The organism is Actinoplanes sp. NPDC021490 (assembly GCF_055562135.1).
On record NZ_JBVHFW010000005.1, the window covers coordinates 63,214 to 79,454 of the forward strand.

The window sequence follows — 16,241 nt, forward strand, 5'->3', positions numbered from 1 at the left end:
GATCACTTGCCCTCGTCCACGATTTGGCGGCCTTTGCCGGAGATCGGGCAGCTGGTGCGGACCGGGCAGACCCGGCATCGGCTGTTGGCGACGGCCGAGAACGTCGACGCGGCCATCGTGTCGGCGGTGCGGCGGACCATCTCGTACGCCCATTGCGGGTCGGCCGCGTCGGCCAGCGGCAGCTGCATCTGCTCGCGTGCGTCCTTGCCCGGGCCGAGCTGCACCAGCGCGGCGCCGCCGCTCTCGGCTCCGTAGTCGGCGAACGCCCCGGCCTCGACGGCGGTCTGATAGCCGGCGAGCTGGGCGTGCTCGGCCACGTCGGCCGCGGCGACGGCGGTGCTCTTGCCGGTCTTGAGGTCGATCACGACCAGGCGGCCGTCCTCGTCGATCTCGAGCCGGTCGACGCGGCCGGTGAGCTGGATGGGCCGCTTGTCGTCCTCGATCCGGACGGTGAACTCGTGCTCGATGGCCAGCAGCCGGCGCGGGTTGACGGCCAGCCAGCGCAGCAGCTTGTCCACCATGGCCTGGGCGCGATCCTGTTCCGGCCCGGCCAGCCAGCGGGCGGCCAGCTCGATCGCGTCGAACCGGGCGCTGACGTATTCGACCAGCTTCTCCCGGTCGGCGTGGGCGTCCTCGGCCAGCATGGCCGCCGCGTGCACCAGGTTGCCGACGCCCTGGGCCGGCCCGGGCGGCGCGGCGCCCCCGTGACGTTCGAGCAGCCAGCGCAGGCTGCAACGCAGGGCGCTCTCCATCGAGGACGGCGTGACCTTGACCGGCTCGCCCTCGTCGACGAGCGGCCGGTCGTCCGAGAGCGGACGCAGACCCCACCACTCGTCCGGGTGCGCGCCGGGCACACCGGCCGCCGCGAGCCGGGCTAGTTCCGCCGCCGCGGCCCGCCTGCGGGCCGGCGTCTGGTCACTGCCGACCACCACCGTACGCAGCTCGGCCACGAGCGCGGCCAGCGTCAACGCCCGCGGCGGCCGACCGACCGGCAGCTCGTCGGGCTGATCGACCGGTCCGGCCTCGCCGGGATCCTCATCGGCCGGCTCCTCTTCGGCCATGGCCTCGAACAGGTCGACCGGAGCGCTGACCTCGCCGTTTACCCTCCCCCGGGCGGCCGGCACGACCTTCGCGCCGCGCGCCCTCGTGCCCTCGGGCTCGCCCTCGACATCCGGGGCCTGGGGATTGTCCGGGTCGGTGTCCGACGGCTTGTCCTGCCGTTCGACGTCGGGCGCCTGCGGATTGTCCGGATCCGTATCCGACGGCTTGTCCTGCCGTTCGACGTCGGGCGCCTGCGGATTGTCCGGGTCGGTGTCGGACGGCTTGTCATGCCCGTCGGCATCGGACGCCTGCGGGCTGTCGGGGTCGGTGTCCCAGAGGTTCGGGCCCGGGGGCGGGTCTTCGGGTGGCGGCGGGGGCGGGTTGCCGGGGCCCTCGTCGGGGATGCCGAGCTCGGTGAGGAAGCGGCTGGGCTGTTCCTCGCCCTCGGAGCCGCCGACCCCGGCCGAGGCCACGGCGGTGACGATCAGCTTGTGGCGGGCCCGGGTGGCGGCCACGTAGAACAGGCGGCGTTCCTCGTCGAGCAGCGCGGACGTCTGGCCGACCACGGCCGCCTGACCCGCGGCGGCCCGGCCCGCGAGCACGTCGACCAGGCGTTCCGAGCCCAGCAGGCTGCCGCGGAGCCGCAGGTCGGGCCAGATGCCTTCCTGCACACCGGCCATCACCACGACGTCCCACTCGAGGCCCTTGGCCGCGTGCGCGGTGAGCAGCCGCACCGACTCGCCCCGGTCGGCGCTGGGCGCGATCGAGTCGGCCGGGAGGTCCTGCCCGAGCACGTGATCGAGGAAGACCTCGGTGCGCGCGCCGGGCAGCCGGTCGACGAAGCGGGCCGCCGCGTCGAACAGCACGACCATCGAGTCGAGATCGCGGTCGGCCGCCTCGGCCCGCCACTGCCGGGCCCGGGCGACGTCGGTGTTGTCGGCGCTGGGGCCCGAGCGGGTGCTCATCGCATACCAGCGGTCGGCGAGCCCGCTGGTCCGCCAGACCGTCCACAGCACCTGCTCGGCCGTGGCGCCGGGAGCGGCCGCCGCCTCGCGCGCGGTGGCCAGCAGCCGGGCCACCTGCTGCGCGGGCACGGCCCAGCGCCGCTCGACCATGTCGAGACCGGCCGGATCGCGTACGGCATCGACCAAGAGCTCGCCGGACGGCCGCCGATCGCCGGCCGCCAGCGCCAGCGCGCGCAACCCCTGACGCAGACGCCGCTCGGCGAGCGGATCGGCCCCGCCCAGCGACGAGTGCAACAGCGCGACCGCGGTCTCCTCGGTCAGCGCGTCGGGGTCGAGCGCACACCGCAGGAGCAGCAGGAAGGGCGCGACGGCGGGCTGGAGGTGCAGCGGCAGGTCCTCGGCGTGGGTGACCGTGGGCACGCCCGCCGCGGTCAGCGCCCGCTGCAACGACGGCAGCTGCAGGGACGTGCTGCGGAGAAGCACCGCCATCCGCGACCACGGAATGCCGTGCAACAGGTGGGCCTCACGCAGGGCGTGCGCCACGTAGGCGGCCTCGGCGGTCGCCGCCCGGAAGGTCCGGACGACCGCCTCGGGAGGAGTGGCCGGCGACGCGGGCACAGGCGTGGCGGGCGCGGCGGGCGCGGGCGCGGCCGGCGGGGGTGGCTCGGGGCCGATCAGCGGGGCCGGTGGTTGCATCGGGCGATGGGTGATCGGCCCGCGCATGCGGCGGGCCACCCGCGAGGTGGCGGACAGCAGGGTGCCCGGAGCGCGGTAGTTCGTGTGCAGGGTCAGCGTCTCGGCGAGCGCGCCGGACGCCGTACGGAATCGGGCCGGGAAGTTGGCGACCGCGGCCGGGTCGGCGCCCCGGAAGCCGTAGATCGAGGAGTCGGGGTCGCCGAACGCGACCAGCGGCTTGCCACCCCCGGCGACCAGGGCGAGCAGCTCGATCTGGGCCGGGTCGGTGTCGGCCAGCTCGTCCACATAGACATAGGCCAGGCGGCGGCGCTCGGCCTCGAGCAGCGACGGGTTGTCGGCGAGCAGCCCGGACGCGGCCCGCACCAGCTCGGCCGGGTCGTAGGCCGACGAGCCCCGGGTGGTCACGTCGCGCAGGGCCAGCACGGACACGTATTCGCGGAGGAACCGGGCGGCGGCCGGCCAGTCGTCGCGGCCCAGGCGCTCGCCGAGACGGGCCAGCTCGACCGGCCCGATGCCGCGCTCGGCGGCGCGCTGCATCAGGTCGCGCAGCTGCTGGGCGAAGGCCCGGGTGGGCAGGGCCGGGCGCAGCGCCGCGGGCCAGCCGATCGGATCGGGCTCCTCGGTGTCACCCGAGGCCTCGAGAAGCTCGCGGATGATCAGGTCTTGTTCGGGGCCGGTGAGCAGCCGCGGTGACGGCTCGCCCCGCTCGGCCGCGGCCCGGCGGAGCAGCCCGAACGCGTACGCGTGGAAGGTGCGCACCAGCGGCTCATGCACGATGCGGCCCGGGTCGGCCGAGATGCGCGCCTCGATGCGGTCACGCAGCGCCGTGGCTCCCCGGCGGCCGAACGTGAGGATCAGGATGCGTTCGGGGTCGACGCCCTCGGCGATGCGCGCGGCCACCGACTCGACCAGCGTGGTGGTCTTGCCGGTGCCGGGGCCGCCCACGACGAGCAGGGGGCCGTCGACGTGCGAGGCCGCGTACGCCTGCAGGGGGTCTCGGAGGAGCGGGGGCAGCGCTCTCGGGGGACGCCGGACCAGGCGGTACGCCGGGCGGCGCACCGCGGCGGACGAGGAGACCGGCGTGCTCACGGCATAAAGGAAACCACGAGGGTCCGACGTTATCGAACAGCCGGTTGAGCCACGGAGGCGCGACGGCGAACGGGCATCGGCAACCGCAGCACCGCCGGGTCGGACGGCGGGCCCAGCAACTTCTCGACCGCCTGCCATCCGAGCTGGTAGTGCGGCAGCGAGATGCTGGTCAGCTGGGGCCGAAGCCAGGCCGCCAGGTCGGAGTCGTCGAACGAGATCACCGACACGTCATCCGGGATGGTCAGGCCGGCCTCCCGCAGGGCCTGATAGACGCCGAGCGCGATCCGGTCGTTGAGGCAGATCAGGGCCTGCGGCCTCAGCCCGTCGGCCAGGGCGCGGCGCATGGCCTCGTACGCCGAATCGGGCCACCACTCGCACTCCACCATGCCGGCCAGCCGCACGTCGGCCGCGTGCAGTCGCTCCCGGATGCCGGCCAGCCGCTCCCGGCCCGCGAAGACGTTGTCGCCGGTCCGGCCGACCAGATGGATCCCGCCGCTGTGCCCGGCCTCGATCAGCGTGGCGGCCGCGCTCCAGCCCGCCGCGAGCTCGTCCGGGATGATCTGGTGCTCCCCCGGCCGGGCCCCGCGGGTCAGGCAGTTGAGCAGCACCACCGGGCGGCCCTTGAGCTGCTTGGGCAGGCGCACGTACCGGGTGAACATGCTGGCGTAGACGAACGCGTCGACCTGCCGGTCGAGGAAATCGGAGATCAGCTTCTCCTCGACGACCGGGTCGCCCTCGGTCTCGCCGATGAAGAGCAGGTGACCGTGCGCGACCGCGGCGGCCAGGCTGCCGTTGATGGCCCGACCGGCGTACGGGTCCGAGGCCAGCGTGTCGGAGACCAGCGCGATGGTCCTGGTGACCTTGGTGCGCAGGCTCCGCGCCATGAGGTTGGGCCGGTAGTCCAGCTCCTGCGCCGCCCGGAGCACCCGTTGCCGGGCGTCTTCGGAGATCCTCATGTCCAGATGGCGTCCGGCCAGGACGAAGGAGGCCGTGCTGCGGGACACACCGGCCCGCTGTGCGACCTGAAGCAGAGTCGCCCGTTGCGGGGGCATGGCTCGCAGTGTTCCACGGTCCCCCAAACGAGCACCATGCGCACGTTCGCAATTGCTCAATTGACGCCCGCGGAACCGCCGGGCAATGTCGGGCTCACCCGATCAAGCGGCCGTGCCCCGGCGGACGCGACGCCGCCGGGCAGCCGGAAGTGTGCGCGCCGGCGTGGCCCGGTGAGAGCGCGTTGGCGCGCCCCCGTGCTGTCCGGCGGGTCCGCCGGGGCTCTGGTCACGCCGGGTGGGTGTGGTGACACCCACCCGGCGTGACACCCTCAGCCGTGCGGTACCCGTTCCTCGATCGCGTCCAACGCCGAGCCGATCGACTTGGCCAGGATCACCCGTTCGAGAGCCGCGGCCCGTACGAAGGCGGTGTCGGCCAACTGCCCGAGCCAGGCGAGCATGCCGTCGTAGAAGCCCTCGGGGTCGAGCAGCACGATCGGCTTGTCGTGCAGGTCGAGGGTGGCAGTGGTCCACACCTCGAAGAGCTCGTCCAGGGTGCCGAGGCCGCCGGGCAGCGTGATGAACGCGTCCGACCGGTCGATCATGAGGTTCTTGCGCTCGCCCATGTCACCCGTGACGATCAGTTCGTCCGAGGCCAGGTCGGCCACCTCGAGGTCGACCAGCGTCTGCGGGATGATGCCGAGCGTGTGCGCGCCGCCGGCCCGGGCGCCGTCGGCGACCGCGCCCATCATGCCGACGCAGCCGCCCCCCGAGACCAGCGAGTGCCCGCGGGCGCCGATCTCCGCACCCGTACGGGTGGCCAGGTCGAGCCATTTCTGTTCGAGGGTGCTCGAGGAGGCGCAGAAGACGCAGATGGCGGCCACGTCACTGCTTTCCGTGCGCTTCGGCGAGCGCCGCGTCGGCATCCACGATGATCTGCACGGCCTCGTCCACGTCGTCGGTGAGCTGGATCAGGTCGAGGTCGCTCTCGCTGATCTTGCCGTCGGCCAGCAGCGTTCCCTTGACCCAGTCGAGCAGGCCGGCCCAGTAGGCCGTGCCCATCAGGATCACCGGGAAGCGGGTGACCTTCTTCGTCTGCACCAGCGTGATCGCCTCGAACAGCTCGTCGAGCGTGCCGAATCCGCCCGGGAGCACGACGAACGCCTGGGCGTACTTGACGAACATGGTCTTGCGGACGAAGAAGTAGCGGAAGTCGATGCCGATGTCGACCCAGTCGTTGAGGCCCTGCTCGAAGGGAAGCTCGATGCCCAGCCCGACCGACATGCCGCCGGCCTCGGTCGCGCCCCGGTTGGCCGCCTCCATCACCCCGGGGCCGCCACCGGTGATCACCGCGTAGCCCGCCTCGGCCAGCGCGGCGCCCAAGGCCTCGGCCATCTCGCATTCGGGGCTGTCGGGGTGGCTGCGCGCCGAGCCGAAGACGCTGACCGCCGGGGGCAGGTCGGCCAGAGTGTCGAAGCCCTCGACGAACTCGGAGAGGATGCGCAGCGCGCGCCACGCATCTTTGGTTTTCCACTCCCGTCGATGGTGGGAATCGAGCAGCTTCTCGTCGGCCGTACTCGGCGGAATCGATTCACGCCGCAGCGTTACCGCGCCGCGGTGACGCTCCGGCGCACCGCTGCGTCGCCCGTTGGTGCTGTCCGTCATGCCTAAAAGGTAGTGCGGACGGTCAGTAGCACGGTGAACAACCGGTCGGGTTTCGGTAAGAGGATTGCGGGTCGGCGACCTTTTTGCCAGATTGAAGCAACGGACGGTAGCTCTGAAGCGTCTGTTCAGTTACGAAGAAAATTCCAGTTCGCGGCAACGCACGCACGGCGACCGGCTCCGTCGGCCGGCCCGGGCTTAAGGAGCCACCGTGACGACCCGATACGAGCGAATGAAAATGCAGCGTCGCATGCAGCGGCGCATCCAGCTGGTGGTCGAGGAACGCCGGATGGCGTTCCGGGCCCGGTCCCAACCCGGTGAGAGCGCCGGCGCGGACCCGGAGGCCACCATGGAGATCCCCCCGGCCAAGGTGGCCCGGGCCATCGGCCGCGTCGCGGTGCGCCCCGCCCTCTGACCTCGCCCTTACAGGGCCAGCCAGCGGTGCAGCGTGGCCGCGCCGTCCCGGATCTTGCCGATCTCGACGTGCTCGTCCGGCGCGTGGGCGAGCAGCGGATCGCCGGGACCGTAGTTGAGCGCCGGTATGCCCAGCGCCGCGAACCGGGCCACGTCGGTCCAGCCCAGCTTGGCCGCCGGCTCGGCCCCGACCGCGGTGAGGAACTCGCGGGCCGGCGCCGCGGTCAGACCGGGCATGGCCCCGGGCGCCGAGTCGGTCAGCTCGAGCTCGAAGCCCTCAAAAACCTCGTGCACGTGCTCGAGGGCCTGCTTCTCGGTGCGGTCCGGGGCGAAGCGCATGTTGACCTCGACCACGCACGCGTCCGGCACGACGTTCCCGGCCACGCCACCGTTGATCTTCACGGCGTTGAGGCCCTCACGGTACGTACACCCGTCGATCGTGACCGTGCGCGGACGGTAATCCGACAGCCGCCGCAGCACCTCGCCGGCCGCGTGGATCGCGTTGACCCCACGCCAGGCGCGCGCCGTGTGGGCCCGCCGGCCTGTCGTCCGGACCTCGACGCGCAGCGTCCCCTGACAACCGGCCTCGACCACCCCGTACGTCGGTTCGAGCAGCACGGCGAAGTCGGCCATCAGCCACTCGGGCCGCGACTCGGCGGCCAGCCGCAAACCGTTGTACTTGGACTCGATCTCTTCGGCCTCGTAGAACAAAAAGGTCAGGTCGTAGCGCGGGTCGGGCAGGGTGGCCGCGAGGTGCAGGGCGAGAGCCACCCCGGACTTCATGTCGGACGTGCCGCAGCCGTAGATGAGATCGTCGACGACGGTGGACGGGAAGTTGTCGTTCAACGGCACGGTGTCGAGGTGGCCGGCCAGCACCACCCGCTGTTCGCGCCCCAGATCCGTACGGGCCATCACGGTGTTGCCCAGACGGTCCACGCTGAGATGCGAGGCCTCGCGGAGCACTTCTTCGACGTGACCGGCGATGGCCTGCTCGTTGCGGGAGACGGACTCGATGTCGACCAGGGTGCGGGTGAGCTCCACGGGGTCGACCAACACGTCCGGGGTCAGCGGGTTGCGCATAGCGCGCACGATACCGGCCGGACGTGAATCATCGCGGGTGCTGGGCCTTTAGTAGTGTTCGCCACGTGGACACTGCGATCTCGACCTCGCCCGCCTGGGGCATCGGCCTGGCCACCGTCACCGCCGAGGGCCAGGTTCTCGACACCTGGTATCCGGAGGGTTTCCTCGGGCTGGGCGAGCCGCCGGCCGAGGCGCCGGTGCTGCCGGCCGGACTGACCGGGCCCCGGGCGCTGCCGGGCCTGTCGACGGTCGAGGTGCGCACGACGATCTCGTCGCTGGCCGACCCGATCAAGGACGCCTCGGACGCGTACCTGCGTCTGCACCTGCTCTCGCACCGGTTCGTCGTGCCGAACTCGCTCAACCTGGACGGCATCTTCGGCGCGCTGGCCAACGTGGCCTGGACGTCGGCCGGACCGTGCCCGCCCGACCGGGTCGACGAGCTGCGCTTCCTCGAGCGCGCTGCCGGCCGCCACCTGGCCGTCTTCGGCGTCGACAAGTTCCCGCGCATGACCGACTACGTGGTGCCGGCGGGCGTCCGGATCGCCGACGCCGACCGGGTGCGTCTCGGCGCCCACCTGGCCTCGGGCACCACGGTCATGCACGAGGGCTTCACCAACTTCAACGCGGGCACGCTCGGCACGTCGATGGTCGAGGGCCGCATCGTGCAGGGCGTCGTGGTCGGTGACAGCTCCGACATCGGCGCCGGGTCGTCCATCATGGGCACGCTGTCCGGCGGCGGCAAGGACAAGGTGCGGATCGGCGAGCGCAGCCTGCTCGGCGCGAACGCGGGCATCGGCATCTCGCTCGGCGACGACTGCGTGGTCGAGGCCGGCTGCTACATCACCGCCGGTTCCAAGATCACCCTGCCCGACGGCCGCGTGGTCAAGGCTCGCGATCTCTCCGGGGTGCCCAACCTGCTGTTCTGGCGCAACTCGGTGACCGGCGCGCTGGAGGCCAAGCCGCGCAAGGGCACCGGCATCGAGCTCAACGCGGCCCTGCACGCGAACGACTAGGGAACCAGGTAGGGGGCGGCCGCCGCTTTGACGGCGGCGGTCAGCTCCTCCAGCACCTCGGACCCGATCCGCCAGTACTGCCAGTACAGCGGCACGTCGAGATGCCGCCCCGGGTGCAGATCGACGTAGCGACCCGCGGCGATGTCCTCCCGCGCGATCCACTCCTGCACCATGCCCCAGCCCAGACCGAGCCGGATCGACTCGATGTAGGCCGACGCCGAGGGCACGTAATGGGTGGGCATGTCGGACTCGTCGCCCCGGAACCAGTGCTGCAGCCGATCCTTGCGGTTGTAGAGCACGGCGGTCGTCACGCCGGGGCGCCCGCACGCCAGGTAACGCGTCGCCCCCAGCCGCTCGATCCGGCAACCCTGAACGACCGACTTGTCGGCGGTGACCGCGGCCATCGCCGTACCGGATCGCAAAAGGTCGGCGGTGTAGTGCTCATCGTCGGTGTGCAGCTCATAAACCGGGCCGGGCACCGCGGCCACGGCCGGCAGGAACCAGGTGTGCAGCGAGTCGGCGTTCACCACGATCGACACCCGGGTGCCGTCGCGCGCCTGGGCCAGCGCCTCCCGTTCCAGCAGCGCCACCTGCCCGGCGAACCGGACCAGAGCCTCGCCGGCCGGGGTGGCCACGCACGGTTTGGCCCGGCGCACCAGAACCTGACCCACCGAACGCTCGAGCGCCTTGATCCGCTGGCTCACCGCCGACGGCGTGACGTGCAGCTCGCGCGCCGCCGCCTCGAAGCTGCCCGTGTCGATGACCGCCTGGAAAGTGGCCAGCTGGGCGAAGTCCATGTTTAGCGATTCTAATGCAAGTACAAAATCTTTAGTTTGAGTACGCCGTGAGTCCCGCCTAGCGTCGAGGACGTGCTCACCTCCGCCCTCGCCGGCTTCGCCGCGTCCGCCGTCCTCATCATCGCCATCGGAGCCCAGAACGCCTTCGTCCTGCGCCAGGGCCTGCGCCGCGAACACGTGGTCGCCGTGGTGCTGGTCTGCGCGCTGTCCGACCTGTTCCTGATCCTGGCCGGCATCGGCGGGCTGGGCGCGGTGGTCACGGCCCGCCCCGACGCGGTCACGGTGATCAAGTGGGTCGGTGCGGCCTTCCTGATCACGTACGCGGTGATGGCCGCGCGCCGCGCCCTCAGGCCCGCCGCGCTGAACCCCGCCGCCCGGGCCCCGGCCACGCTGCGCGCGACGATCCTGACCTGCCTGGCCCTGACCTACCTGAACCCGCACGTCTACCTCGACACGGTGCTGCTGCTCGGCTCGGTCGCCCAGCAGCACGACCACCGCTGGCTCTTCGGCGCGGGCGCCGCGGCGGCGAGCCTGGTCTGGTTCACGGCCCTCGGGGTGGGCGCGCACCGGTTGGCTCCGCTGCTGGCCCGGCCGTCGGCTTGGCGGGTGCTTGATGGGTTGATCGCGGTCGTCATGGTGGCGGTGGCGGCTGCCCTGCTGCTCGGCTGAGCCGCTCGGGGACAGCTCGCAAGCCGGCGAAACCGCCTGGGGACCGTGGCAAGCCGGACAACAGCGCCTGCGCACCGCAGCAAGCCCGACAAGCCACCTGTGGACAGCTTCGAGCTCCCCAAAACCGCCTGTGGACAACCCAACCCCGCCGGCTTGACACCGCGTACGGTGGCCCTCTCGTCCCCCCGAGGTGGGTGGGGGCTTGGGATGGCCGACTCTCCGATGGAAAAAGCTGTCGGCAGTTGACCCTCGACGAGGTTGAGGCGACAGGTTCGTAACGTGCGAGGAGACATGTTCAGCATCGGCGAGGTGGCGCGGGCCAGCGGGCTCAGCGTCAGCGCGCTCCGGTTCTACGACGGCGCGGGTGTGCTCGTGCCGGCCGAGGTCGACGCGGCCACCGGCTATCGGCGCTACACCGGCGAGCAGGTGCGGTCCGCGCGGCTGATCGCCGGGCTGCGCCGGGTCGGCATGCCGGTGGCCGAGATCGCCCGGGCGGTCCGCGACCGGCCGGCCGGGGTGCGCCGCCGGCTCGACGAGCACCGGCGCCGGCTCGAGGACGGGCTGGCCGATGCGAAACGTGAACTCCTCCGCGTCCATGCCCTGCTCGACCTGGAGGAAAAGCTCATGACCCGGATCGCCCTGCCCTCGTCCGTGCTGGCCGCCGCGCTCGATGCCGTCCGCTTCGCCGCGGGCGCCGACCCCGAGCTGCCGATGCTGCAGTGCGTGCTGTTCGACGTGACCGACGGCGTGCTCACGCTGGTCGCCACCGACCGTTTCCGCCTGGCCGTGGCGTCGGCGTCGGCCGAGGTCGAGGGGCCGCCGATCCGCTCGGTTCTGCCGCTCTCCTTCGTCGACGAGTTGCGTCCCCGGCTCACCGGGGGCCGCGCCGTGCTTGATCTCGCGCCCGATCGCGTACGGGTCGAGCCCGCGGCCATCGAGGTCAAGCCCCTGGATCAGGACTACCCCGACCACCGCCGCCTGCTGGATGGGCTCGCGACCACCGGCACCAGGGTGACGGTCGACACCGGCGCCCTGCGCGACCGGGTGGCGGCGGCTCCGGTCGTGACGCGGGAGCACGACGGAACCCCGTACCAGGTCGTGATCTTGAATGACACGGCGATGCCGGTCGCGGAGAGCGAGTGGGACAGCTCGGCGCACGTGGCCGTGAACCGCGAGTTCCTGCTGGAGGCTCTTCACGCCGGCGCGGCCGGTCAGCTGGTGCTGGAGCTGGACGGCCCGATCAAGCCGCTCGCCGTCCGGGTTCCTGGCGACGACTCGCGTTTCTCGATCCTGATGCCGGTGCGCAACGACTCTTGACGTGTCGGAGATTTCCGACGCATTATGAGGCGCATGCCGGACGTGGATGTGTTCGGCGCCCTGGCCAATCCGGTGCGCCGCCAGTTGCTCGAGGCCTTGCGTGACGGCCCGCTGCCCGCGGGCGAGCTGGCCGGGCGGTTCGCGCTGAGCCGCCCGGCCGTCTCGGAACACCTCGCCGTGCTCCGAAACGCGCGGCTGGTCAGCGAGGAGCCGCGCGGCCGCCACCGCTACTACCACCTGGCCGCCGACCCGCTGGCCGAGGTGAGTGACTGGCTGCATCCGTTCGAGCATTTCTGGCGCGAACGCCTCAAGGCGCTACGCGACGTAGCCGAAGGAGAAGACCTGTGAGCAGCATCGAGTGCGACCAGTTCATCGCGCGTCCGCCGGCCGCCGTGTGGCGCGTGCTGACCGAACCGGAGCTGCACGCGAAGTGGTGGGCGGCCGGCGACATCAAGCCGGTCGTCGGGCACCGCTTCACGCTCGACATGGGATCGTGGGGTGAGCAGCAGTGCGAGATTCTCGAGGTCGAACCGGGCCGGATGCTGCGCTACACGTTCGCCGAGGGCGTGCTCGACACGACGATCACCTGGCGGCTCGAGCCCGAGGGCGCCGGCACCCGGCTGTTCCTGGTGCACGACGGTTTCGGGCCGGGTTCGACCGCTCTGGAGGGGATGGGGCGGGGCTGGCCGGGATTGCTCCGGCGGGTGGAGTCTGCGGCCGCCTCGGGGCAGGTCGCGGCCGAGTAACGAAGTCGCGGCGGCGTAACAATTTACTTCCCCGTCACGCGTACGCGCTTGAGCAACGTCACATCGGGGGCTCGGCGCACAGCGGGAATGGCTACGGTCGTCGGGTGCGCATCGGACAGCAGTACGAGGACTCCGCCGCCGGCGAGCGCGCCACCGGCTGGGAGTTCGCCTGGCTGGACGGGCGCGACGTGGGCTCCGAACCCACCTGGTCGTACCCGGCGATCGCCCGCACCCTGGCCCGCCGGGCCGCCTCGCTGCTCGACCTCGACACCGGCAACGGCGAACTCCTGGCCGAGCTGGCGCCCCTTCCGCCCCACACGGTGGCGGTGGAGAGCTGGTCGCGTAACACTCCGGTGGCCCGTGACCGGCTCTATCCGTTCGGGGTGCAGGTGCTCACCGAGCTGCCCGGCGGCGAGGACGAGTTCGACGTGGTGCTCAGCCGGCACGGCCGGCTTCCCGCGGCCGACATCGTGCGCCTGCTGCGCCGCGGCGGCACCGTGCTCAGCCAGCAGGTGGGCAGCGACGATCTGGCCGGGCTCAACATGGCGCTGGGGGCGCCACCGGCCCACCGCCAGCCCTGGAACGCCGACGTGGCGGTGGCCGCGCTGACCGACGCCGGCCTCGAGGTCGTCGACGTGCGCGAGGAGCGGCCGCCGGTGGCTTTCCATGACGTGAGCGGCATTGTGCGCCAGCTCCGCGATCTGCCCTGGCAGATCCGTGACTTCTCCCCGAGGCTCTATCAGGACGCGCTGGAGCGCCTCGACACGTTCATCCGCCTGCACGGTGACTTCACCGTGACCGCCCATCGGTTCCTGGTCGAAGCCGTACGTCCGTAACACCCCCCACCCCCCAAAGAAAGATCGGCCCATGCGCTCGTTGATCCTCGCCGTCGCCCAGCCGCCCATCCACGCCCTCGACATCACAGCCAACGTGACCCGGCACGCCGCCACCGTGCGGGCCGCCCGGGCCCGGGTGGTCGTCTTTCCCGAGCTTTCCCTGACCGGGTACGACGTCGACGCGCCACTGCTGGCGCCGGACGACCCGCGGCTGCGCCCGCTGATCGACGCCTGCGCCGCCACCGACACGATCGCGCTGGCCGGCGCCCCGATCGCCGGACCGCACATCGCGACGCTGCTCATCGACGGCAACGGCGCCCGGGTCGCCTATCGCAAGGTCCACCCGCACGGCTCGTCCGAGGCGCGTTTCCTTCCCGGGCCGGGTCCCGAGGTCATCGAGGTCGACGGCTGGCGCCTGGGCCTGGCGATCTGCCGCGACACCGGGATCGAGGAGCACTGGGCGGCCACGGCCGAGCTGGGCATCGACGCGTACGTGGCCGGGGTGGTCGACGAGCCCGCCGCCGAAACCGTGATGGCGGACCGGGCGCGGAAGATAAGCACCACGTACGGGGTGTGGACCGCGATCGCCTCGTGCGCGGGCGCGACCGGCCCCGACTACCCCGAGACCGCGGGCCGCTCCGGCATCTGGACTCCCGACGGCATGGTCGCCGCCCGGGCCGGCCGGACCGTGGGCGAGATCGCGCGGGCCACGCTCCACGCCGAGCGGCTCGCCCGCGTCTAGTTCTTTCTGGCCAGCACGAGGCTCGTACGCAGCTCCAACTTCACCGACCCGCCGAAGCCGTCGATCGCCGCGTCGAGCCCGTCCAGGGCCCGGCGCTGCTCGTCGGGCGTGTGCCGCAGAAACGGCGAGAACGTCCGCACCAACTTTAGATAGCGCTGCTGGCCAAACACCGGGTAGCTGTCGATGCGGCGCTCCTCGACGTCGGCCCAGATGCCGGCGTCCCGCACGTCGTCACGCACCCAATGATCCCCGCGATCGGACACCTTGGGATCGATCGCGGTCAGCACTTCGGTGATCGCCTCCTCCTGCCCGCGGTCGGCATAGGCGAACTTGTGCTGAAACAGCGCCAGCACGCCACCTTCGGCCAGAGCATCGTGCGCCCTCCGATTGCGCGACGCGGCGTCCATCCAGTGCCAGGCCATCGCGCAGGCGATCAACCCCGTTTCCCCGTACGGGCTCCAGGCCTCGAAAGTCGTCTCAAGCACCTCGACCTGCGGAAACTTGGCGCGCAGCACGGCCGCCATGCGCGGGTCGGGTTCCAATGCGGTGATCGGCGCACCCAGCCCGACCAGCAGTTCGGTTCCCTTGCCGGTGCCGGCCCCGGGCTCGACCACGCTCTCCGGCACGCCGCCATAGTCTTCGATCATTTCTCGTACTGCGGTGGGATAGCCCGGCCGCACGTGGTCGTAGAGGGCAGCCACCTCGCCGAAAACCTGCACCATCCGCCCGACGCTAACGGCTAGGCTCGCCCGGTGCAGCACCATTACGTACGGCCGGACGGGTCGCCGCCCGCCAACGGTTACAGCCACGCCGTCGCGTTCACCGGCCCGACCGTGGTCGTCTCCGGCCAGGTCCCGCTGGACGCCGAGGGCCGCCTGGTCGGCGACGACGACACGCTCGAACAGACCCGCCAGGTGTTCCGCAACATCGCGACGGCCCTGGTCGCGGCCGGCGCCACGATGTCCGATGTGGTCAAGCTGACGATCTTCCTGACCAACATGGCCGACCTGCCCGCCTTCCGCACGGCCCGAGACGAGTTCATCAACCTGGAGAACCCACCGGCCAGCTCGCTGGTGCAGGTGTCCGGTCTGGTGAGCCGCGACTTCCGGGTCGAGATCGAGGCGACCGCCGTCCTGCCGGCTGGCTGAGTCGACAGAACCGTCAGCGCCAAGCCTCTTTCAGGTGAGCGCACCGCCAAATCGCTTAACCCATTAGAGCAATGCCCCGCCGACCAGCGGGCAAACATTGCGATCGATGCTCGCATTTCCTTCGCGTTGACCCCCTCAACTTAGGGGTCACGCCCCACATCGGATCTTCAGCGGCTTGAGCCCGTGGCGCTCGCCTGATAGCCCTCCGGTTTCCCCAGCACAGCGCTTTCACCTGCACGCATCGGTGATCGCCAAAGCGCGGCCAGCGGTTGATCTTTCACGTTTCCGTCAGCCCATCGGGTTAAGCCGGACGTCGCCATTCACCTACCGTGCCGTTCGCATAGGACAGGCGGAAGCACTATCGCTTCCGCGGTGCCATTCAGCCATCTTTGTCCCAGCGCCGGAACGCCACTGAGCCCGGCACACAAATTCCAAGCACCAAACGATTAGCCAACCGTTCCAGGAGGAACTCCCCCATGCGTAAGCTCACCAAGCGTTCCGCCGCTATCGTCACCGGCTCCGTTCTTGCCGTCGCCGGCGGAACCGCGGCATTCGCCTACGCCAGCGGCTGGTTCCAGGGCAGCAGCACCACCTATGCGGCGAGCTCGACGATCGGAGAGATGACCGCGTTCGTCGATCTGCGCACGCAGGCCACCGCCGAACAGAACATGAAGCTCTACCCGGGCAAGGTCGTCGAGCTCAAGAACGTGACGGTGAACAACCCGAACGACTACAAGGTGAAGATCGCCAGCATCGAGACGATCACCGTCACGAACGGAGGCGACTGCACCCAGACCGAAGCCGGTTTCAGCTTCCCGGAGCTGAACACGAACGCCATCTTCAACAGCGGCGAGACGACCGGTGTCGATCTCGGTGACCTCAAGATGTCCCAGGACGCGACCACGAAGTGCGCCGGGCAGGGCGGCCTGATCATCAAGGCAACGCTCAAGGGCGACATCGCCGGCTGACGCCGAGACCGAGGTGGGCGCCGGTGGGGCGCCTACCTCATCGCTCGGCTTCGACCGCTCCGATGTGAA

17 protein-coding genes are annotated in these 16,241 nt (G+C 71.1%); 10 read left to right on the plus strand and 7 right to left on the minus strand.

Annotated elements, in window-relative coordinates; genetic code table 11:
• Window positions 1-2 precede the first annotated feature (2 nt).
• From ACZ3I4_RS15070 to ACZ3I4_RS15085, 4 genes are all read right to left on the minus strand, one after another.
• Complete coding sequence (locus tag ACZ3I4_RS15070) at window positions 3-3,791, minus strand: ATP-dependent helicase (protein WP_465382498.1); 3,789 nt, start codon at window positions 3,789-3,791, stop codon at window positions 3-5.
• A gap of 29 nt (window positions 3,792-3,820) precedes the next feature.
• Window positions 3,821-4,843 (minus strand): LacI family DNA-binding transcriptional regulator, encoded by a 1,023-nt coding sequence (locus ACZ3I4_RS15075; RefSeq protein ID WP_465382499.1) that lies wholly within the window; start codon window positions 4,841-4,843, stop codon window positions 3,821-3,823.
• A 269-nt stretch (window positions 4,844-5,112) separates the two neighbouring features.
• Complete coding sequence (locus ACZ3I4_RS15080) at window positions 5,113-5,664, minus strand: LOG family protein (protein ID WP_465382500.1); 552 nt, start codon at window positions 5,662-5,664, stop codon at window positions 5,113-5,115.
• 1 nt (window position 5,665) lies between these two features.
• A complete protein-coding gene (locus ACZ3I4_RS15085) occupies window positions 5,666-6,445 on the minus strand; it encodes an LOG family protein (RefSeq protein WP_465382501.1) in 780 nt (259 codons plus the stop codon).
• A 208-nt stretch (window positions 6,446-6,653) separates the two neighbouring features.
• Here ACZ3I4_RS15085 and ACZ3I4_RS15090 point away from each other — a divergent pair, with 208 nt between their 5' ends.
• Window positions 6,654-6,857, plus strand: a complete 204-nt coding sequence (locus tag ACZ3I4_RS15090; RefSeq protein ID WP_465382502.1) for a hypothetical protein — start codon at window positions 6,654-6,656, stop codon at window positions 6,855-6,857.
• A gap of 8 nt (window positions 6,858-6,865) precedes the next feature.
• Here ACZ3I4_RS15090 and dapE read toward each other — a convergent pair whose 3' ends face one another.
• Entirely contained in the window at window positions 6,866-7,936 is a 1,071-nt protein-coding gene (gene dapE, locus ACZ3I4_RS15095) for a succinyl-diaminopimelate desuccinylase (RefSeq protein ID WP_465382503.1), read from the minus strand.
• A 65-nt stretch (window positions 7,937-8,001) separates the two neighbouring features.
• Between dapE and dapD the strand changes: the two genes are divergently transcribed.
• Window positions 8,002-8,949 carry a 2,3,4,5-tetrahydropyridine-2,6-dicarboxylate N-succinyltransferase gene (gene dapD / locus ACZ3I4_RS15100; protein WP_465382504.1) on the plus strand — a complete coding sequence of 316 codons (948 nt, stop codon included), beginning with the start codon at window positions 8,002-8,004 and terminating at the stop codon, window positions 8,947-8,949.
• Here the strand turns inward: dapD and ACZ3I4_RS15105 are convergent.
• Window positions 8,946-9,746, minus strand: coding sequence for a LysR family transcriptional regulator ArgP (locus tag ACZ3I4_RS15105; protein WP_465382505.1), 801 nt, complete (start codon window positions 9,744-9,746; stop codon window positions 8,946-8,948). The genes dapD and ACZ3I4_RS15105 overlap by 4 nt on opposite strands.
• 72 nt (window positions 9,747-9,818) lie before the next feature.
• Here ACZ3I4_RS15105 and ACZ3I4_RS15110 point away from each other — a divergent pair, with 72 nt between their 5' ends.
• The 6 genes from ACZ3I4_RS15110 (at window position 9,819) to ACZ3I4_RS15135 (ending at window position 14,056) form a co-directional block, all read left to right on the plus strand.
• Window positions 9,819-10,415 carry a LysE/ArgO family amino acid transporter gene (locus ACZ3I4_RS15110; RefSeq protein WP_465382506.1) on the plus strand — a complete coding sequence of 199 codons (597 nt, stop codon included), beginning with the start codon at window positions 9,819-9,821 and terminating at the stop codon, window positions 10,413-10,415.
• A 291-nt stretch (window positions 10,416-10,706) separates the two neighbouring features.
• On the plus strand, window positions 10,707-11,732 hold the full coding sequence (locus tag ACZ3I4_RS15115; protein WP_465382507.1) for a DNA polymerase III subunit beta family protein: 1,026 nt from the start codon (window positions 10,707-10,709) through the stop codon (window positions 11,730-11,732).
• 33 nt (window positions 11,733-11,765) lie between these two features.
• Complete coding sequence (locus tag ACZ3I4_RS15120; RefSeq protein WP_465382508.1) at window positions 11,766-12,080, plus strand: ArsR/SmtB family transcription factor; 315 nt, start codon at window positions 11,766-11,768, stop codon at window positions 12,078-12,080.
• The gene (locus tag ACZ3I4_RS15125) at window positions 12,077-12,478 is read left to right on the plus strand and encodes an SRPBCC family protein (RefSeq protein ID WP_465382509.1); all 402 of its coding nucleotides are present in this window, start codon (window positions 12,077-12,079) and stop codon (window positions 12,476-12,478) included. Before ACZ3I4_RS15120 ends, ACZ3I4_RS15125 begins: the two co-directional genes overlap by 4 nt.
• 104 nt (window positions 12,479-12,582) lie before the next feature.
• Window positions 12,583-13,314 (plus strand): class I SAM-dependent methyltransferase, encoded by a 732-nt coding sequence (locus ACZ3I4_RS15130; protein WP_465382510.1) that lies wholly within the window; start codon window positions 12,583-12,585, stop codon window positions 13,312-13,314.
• Between the two features lie 31 nt (window positions 13,315-13,345).
• The gene (locus ACZ3I4_RS15135) at window positions 13,346-14,056 is read left to right on the plus strand and encodes a carbon-nitrogen hydrolase family protein (protein ID WP_465382511.1); all 711 of its coding nucleotides are present in this window, start codon (window positions 13,346-13,348) and stop codon (window positions 14,054-14,056) included.
• Here the strand turns inward: ACZ3I4_RS15135 and ACZ3I4_RS15140 are convergent.
• On the minus strand, window positions 14,053-14,778 hold the full coding sequence (locus ACZ3I4_RS15140; protein ID WP_465382512.1) for a class I SAM-dependent methyltransferase: 726 nt from the start codon (window positions 14,776-14,778) through the stop codon (window positions 14,053-14,055). The two genes, ACZ3I4_RS15135 and ACZ3I4_RS15140, sit on opposite strands and share 4 nt — an antisense overlap.
• Before the next feature lie 30 nt (window positions 14,779-14,808).
• Between ACZ3I4_RS15140 and ACZ3I4_RS15145 the strand changes: the two genes are divergently transcribed.
• Window positions 14,809-15,204, plus strand: a complete 396-nt coding sequence (locus ACZ3I4_RS15145) for a RidA family protein (RefSeq protein ID WP_465382513.1) — start codon at window positions 14,809-14,811, stop codon at window positions 15,202-15,204.
• A gap of 476 nt (window positions 15,205-15,680) precedes the next feature.
• Entirely contained in the window at window positions 15,681-16,172 is a 492-nt protein-coding gene (locus ACZ3I4_RS15150; RefSeq protein WP_465382514.1) for a hypothetical protein, read from the plus strand.
• Window positions 16,173-16,241 lie beyond the last annotated feature (69 nt).